The organism is Streptomyces sp. MBT53 (assembly GCF_016654115.1).
GTDB lineage: Bacteria > Actinomycetota > Actinomycetes > Streptomycetales > Streptomycetaceae > Streptomyces.
Genome location: NZ_JAEQAZ010000367.1, coordinates 1 through 3828, shown reverse-complemented (window position 1 = coordinate 3828; position 3828 = coordinate 1). Strand labels below are relative to the sequence as shown.

General features: G+C 72.6%; 5 protein-coding genes and 1 pseudogene. All 6 read right to left on the bottom strand.

From position 1 onward, the window contains the following. Positions 1 to 454, bottom strand: a 454-nt coding sequence (locus JHN45_RS50980) for a hypothetical protein (RefSeq protein WP_201056292.1), incomplete at its 3' end; no start/stop codon positions are given. Next, the gene (locus tag JHN45_RS50975) at positions 342 to 1268 is read right to left on the bottom strand and encodes an FkbM family methyltransferase (RefSeq protein ID WP_201056290.1); all 927 of its coding nucleotides are present in this window, start codon (positions 1266 to 1268) and stop codon (positions 342 to 344) included. The genes JHN45_RS50980 and JHN45_RS50975, both read right to left, overlap by 113 nt. Then, positions 1265 to 1474, bottom strand: coding sequence for a Trm112 family protein (locus JHN45_RS50970; protein ID WP_200717428.1), 210 nt, complete (start codon positions 1472 to 1474; stop codon positions 1265 to 1267). The genes JHN45_RS50975 and JHN45_RS50970 overlap by 4 nt, the downstream gene beginning before the upstream one ends. Beyond that, entirely contained in the window at positions 1471 to 2376 is a 906-nt protein-coding gene (locus JHN45_RS50965) for a hypothetical protein (RefSeq protein WP_201056296.1), read from the bottom strand. The genes JHN45_RS50970 and JHN45_RS50965 overlap by 4 nt, the downstream gene beginning before the upstream one ends. Positions 2377 to 2399: 23 nt before the next feature. After that, entirely contained in the window at positions 2400 to 3128 is a 729-nt protein-coding gene (locus tag JHN45_RS50960) for a class I SAM-dependent methyltransferase (protein ID WP_201056288.1), read from the bottom strand. Continuing rightward, a pseudogene (locus JHN45_RS50955) lies at positions 3125 to 3828 on the bottom strand (condensation protein); the annotation flags it as partial. The gene JHN45_RS50960 and the pseudogene JHN45_RS50955, both read right to left, overlap by 4 nt.

Sequence of the window (3828 nt, the reverse complement as noted above, 5' to 3'; positions counted from 1 at the left end):
TGGCGAAGGCCCGGGCCGCCTCGTCGACCGTGCAGGACCACGGGGTCAGGTCGTCGAGGGTGTGGAGGGGCGGGGGCGTGGCGCCGGGGGCGCGGACCAGCCATTCGTTCCATACGACGCCGTTCGGGGCCGTGAGCACCTCGAAGCGGAGGTCGGGCCAGAGGGGGAGCGGCCACTGCCGGGCCTCGCACTCCAGGTCGCCGATCTTTCTGTCCACGGTGGACTCCGGGGTACCGAGGATCGAGCGGTACCGGGAGGCGGCGGCCCGGCCTCTCGGGGAGTGCAGCATGGCCTGCCAACGCTTGTTGGCCTCGCGCATGTCGGCGATCGAGACGCCCAGCTCATGACGGGCGTCCTCGACCAGGTCCGGGTTGTGGTCCGCCATGCGGCGCAGCAGGACGAGTTGGAAGTCGAGGGGGCTGAAGGGGCTCGCGGGGCGTTTCGCGTCGGGCATGCGATCCATCGTCGCGCACGGCACTGACATCGGGGCTGCGGCCACCGGGACTGCGGCCGTCCGGCAGGAACAGGACCGAGTTGACGTAACGGGGGCCGCGCGCGAACGGCAGGACCCGGCGCAGCAGGCCCTGGGAGACGACGTACGAGGTGCGGGCCTGGTGCTCCTCCAGGGGGAAGGCCGACAGCCTCGTCCAGGTGGTGTCCGGCAGGACCCAGCCCGCGTAGCCCAGCAGCGACAGGTAGGTGACGATCGGCGCGATCGGCTGGATGCGTGACTCCAGTTCGACGAAGAGCGCGGGGCGGTCGCGGGTCAGGAGGCCGGTCGCGCCGTGCAGGACGGCCAGTTCGCTGCCGTCCACGTCGATCTTGATGAAGCCGACGTCCTTGAGGCCGAGCCCGTCGAGCGTGACGCAGGGGACGTGCACGGCACGGGCGTGGATGTCCCGGCGGACCAGCGAGGACACCCCCCGGTCGCCCTCGTCGTCCGGCGGCAGCCACAGGCGGGCGGTGCCGGGGCGGTCGGAGGCGGCGGCCGGGATCACCCGGGCGTGCGCGGGGGCGGCAGCGGCGAGCAGTCGCGCCAGGTGGGGGACCGGTTCGACGGTCACGACCTGGCGCGCGCGTCTCCACAGGCGGTGCGTCCAGGGGCCGTACCAGCCGCCGACGTCGACCGCCGTGCCGCAGTCGGGCGGCAACAGGTCGTCCAGGCGGGCCAGTTCGGGTTCGAAGCGGGGGTAGAGGGCGCGGGCGGTGGCGGCGACCAGGCGGGTGGGGAGGAAGGGCGCGAGGCGGGCGGTGAGAGTGGTTGTCATGGGGTCATCCGTTGGAGGAGTTCCAAGTGCTCGTCGTCGTCCGTCACTTGCTCTCCGGACGAGGGGAGCAGCTGGGGGATGCCGTCGACGATGGGGTAACGGCGGCGCAGGCGCGGGTTGTAGAGGGCGTCCGTGGGCAGCAGGTGCAGTGGGCCCTTGTCGAGCGGGCAGGCCAGGATCTTCAGCAGCGGGTCGTCCGGGTTCATGGGGGAGTCAACTCCTTGGCCTCGACCGGTGGTTGAGGCGCGTTGTCGTGCTTCGGCATGGTCAGCAGGACGGTGACCGCCAGGGTCGTGCCCCCGATCCGCAGGGCCAGGCGCACCGGGTCGTGCGGCAGCGCCTCGCCGAACGCGAGCGTGCCGAGCACCGCGGTGAACAGGCTCGTCACCGTCGTGCAGACCGGCACGATCAGCGAGGCCCGGCACCGTTGCAGCGCCGCCTGGGACATCACCAGGCCGAACGCGCCCGTGCAGAGCAGGAGATACGGATACGGGGACCGCAGCAGGTCGACCACCGCCCCGCCCAGGTCACTTGTGGTCAGGAAGCTCGACACCCCCTTGATGGCGAGCGAGCTGACCCCGTACAACAGGCCCACCGCCACGCCGTATTCGACACCCGTGGTGGGCAGCCGGTGCCGGTGGGCCGCGCGGCGCTCGGTGGACCGGTACAGCCAGACGCCGGCCGCCAGCGAGGGCACGCACACCAGCAGGATCAGCGGATAGGGCGCGGCCCGGCTGACGTGGTCCGAGCCCTCCTTCAGTGACAGGACGACCATCAGCAGGGCGGCGAGGATCGCGCCGAGCGCGTACCGTTCCCGGCCGCTGGTCCGCTCGCCGAGCATCCGCGCCGACAGCAGCACCAGCAGCACCAGGCCCGACACGAAGATGCCCTGCGCGGCGGCGATCGGCAGCGTCCGGTACACGGCGAGCTGCGCGCCGAACCCGGCGGCGAGCGCGAGGGACCCGCCGATCCACAGCGGGCTGCCGAGCACCAGCCGCAGCAGCCTGGCCGGTTGACGGACCGTCACCTCGGGCAGGGCCGTGAGCGCCCGTTTCTCCAGCACGAAACCGGTGCTGTACAGCACGTTCGCCAACAGGGCCGCGGCCACTCCCCACCACACGGCCGCGCCCCCTACGTCTTCCGCGCGTGCAGCAGCAGGATCGACGCCAACTGCGGTCTGGCACAGGCCAGTCGGTCGAGCGGGCGCAGCGGTCGCGGTACACCGTGGAACGGGGCGCCCTTGAGCCCCACGACCTCGAAACCGGCCGCCGTCACGAACTCCCGCAGCGCGCGCGGGGTGTAGAGCCGCAGATGCCCTACGACCTCCTTGCCCGGGCGGCCGTGGATCGCGCGCAGGCTCACCTCCGAGAACACGGGCTGGACGCCGGCGAGCAGCAGGGCGCGGTTGTACCAGGCGGCCAAGTTCGGTGTGGACAGCATGAGATGGCCTCCCGGGCGCAGCACACGGCGGATCTCGGCGAGCGCCGTGTCCGGGTCGACGAGATGCTCGACCACCTCGCTGAACAGCACGGCGTCGGCGACGGCCGTCTTCAGCGGCAGCGCGGTCAGTTCCCCACGGACCGTGTACGGCAGGCGAGTTCGGGCGCGGGACAGGGCGTCCTGGGACCAGTCGACGCCGATGACGCGGTGGCCGGTGAGGAGGGGCGCGGCGGTGGCCGCCGCCGTCCCGTCGCCGCAGCCGATGTCGAGGATCGTGCGGGGGTGCTCGGTGGCCGGGCCCAGCGCGGTGGCCAGGACGCGGGCCTGGCGGAGGGTGCGGGAGGGACCGGAGGCGACCGGGACGGCCGGGTTCTCGTAGAAGTCGCGGAGGCCGGGGTGGTGCGGGGCGGTGGTCGTCATGCCTCGTGCTCCTCCGTCGTGTGCAGGTAGTGCTCGAACAGGTCGCGGAGGTGGGCGCCGTCGCCCGGGCCGAGGAGAGTGCGCGACCAGCGCAGGGCCACGTGCAGCTTTCCCGCGGTGGAGGCGGTGGTCACGGTGAAGCCGCGGGGCATGCGGGCCGGGGCCGAGAACCACACGGCGTGCGCGCGGCCGGCGGTGCCGCCGAAGTCCAGCGTGTACGGGATACGGCCGATGTTGCTCAGGAGGGTCGTCGAGGTCCAGGGCGCGGCTGCTCTGCGCAGGCCCCGGGTGAGGGTGGCCCGCCAGGCGACGGGGACGACGGGGGCCGTCAACAGGGCTGCCCCGTGCCCCAGTTGGGGGCGGGAGAGGGCTTTCAGCGCGCGGGTACGGGTCGCCGTGCGGTGGAGCAGTTCGCCCATCCTGGCCGGGTCGGTGGTCAACTCGTCCAGGGCGAAGGTGACTTCGACGAGTCGCGTGCCGTTGCCGATGGGCATGTCCGTGCCCCGGGGGCGGTCGTCCACAGGCATCGTGATGCGCAGGGGTCGGGGGTGTGCGCCGTGTTCGCGGTTCCAGTGGGTGATCATCAGGGCCGTCGTGACCATGAGTTGGTCGTTCACGGTGTACGGGGAGCCCTTGGGGCGGTGCGGGACGGAGAGTTCGGTGAGGAGGAGGCCGTTGCCGCCGGGGGAGGGGTCGGGGG

Coding starts and splice junctions, on each gene's coding strand:
- JHN45_RS50970 (WP_200717428.1), bottom strand. CDS start 1,474: ATGAACCCGGACGACCCGCTGCTGAAGATCCTGGCCTGCCCGCTCGAC.
- JHN45_RS50975 (WP_201056290.1), bottom strand. CDS start 1,268: ATGACAACCACTCTCACCGCCCGCCTCGCGCCCTTCCTCCCCACCCGC.
- JHN45_RS50960 (WP_201056288.1), bottom strand. CDS start 3,128: ATGACGACCACCGCCCCGCACCACCCCGGCCTCCGCGACTTCTACGAG.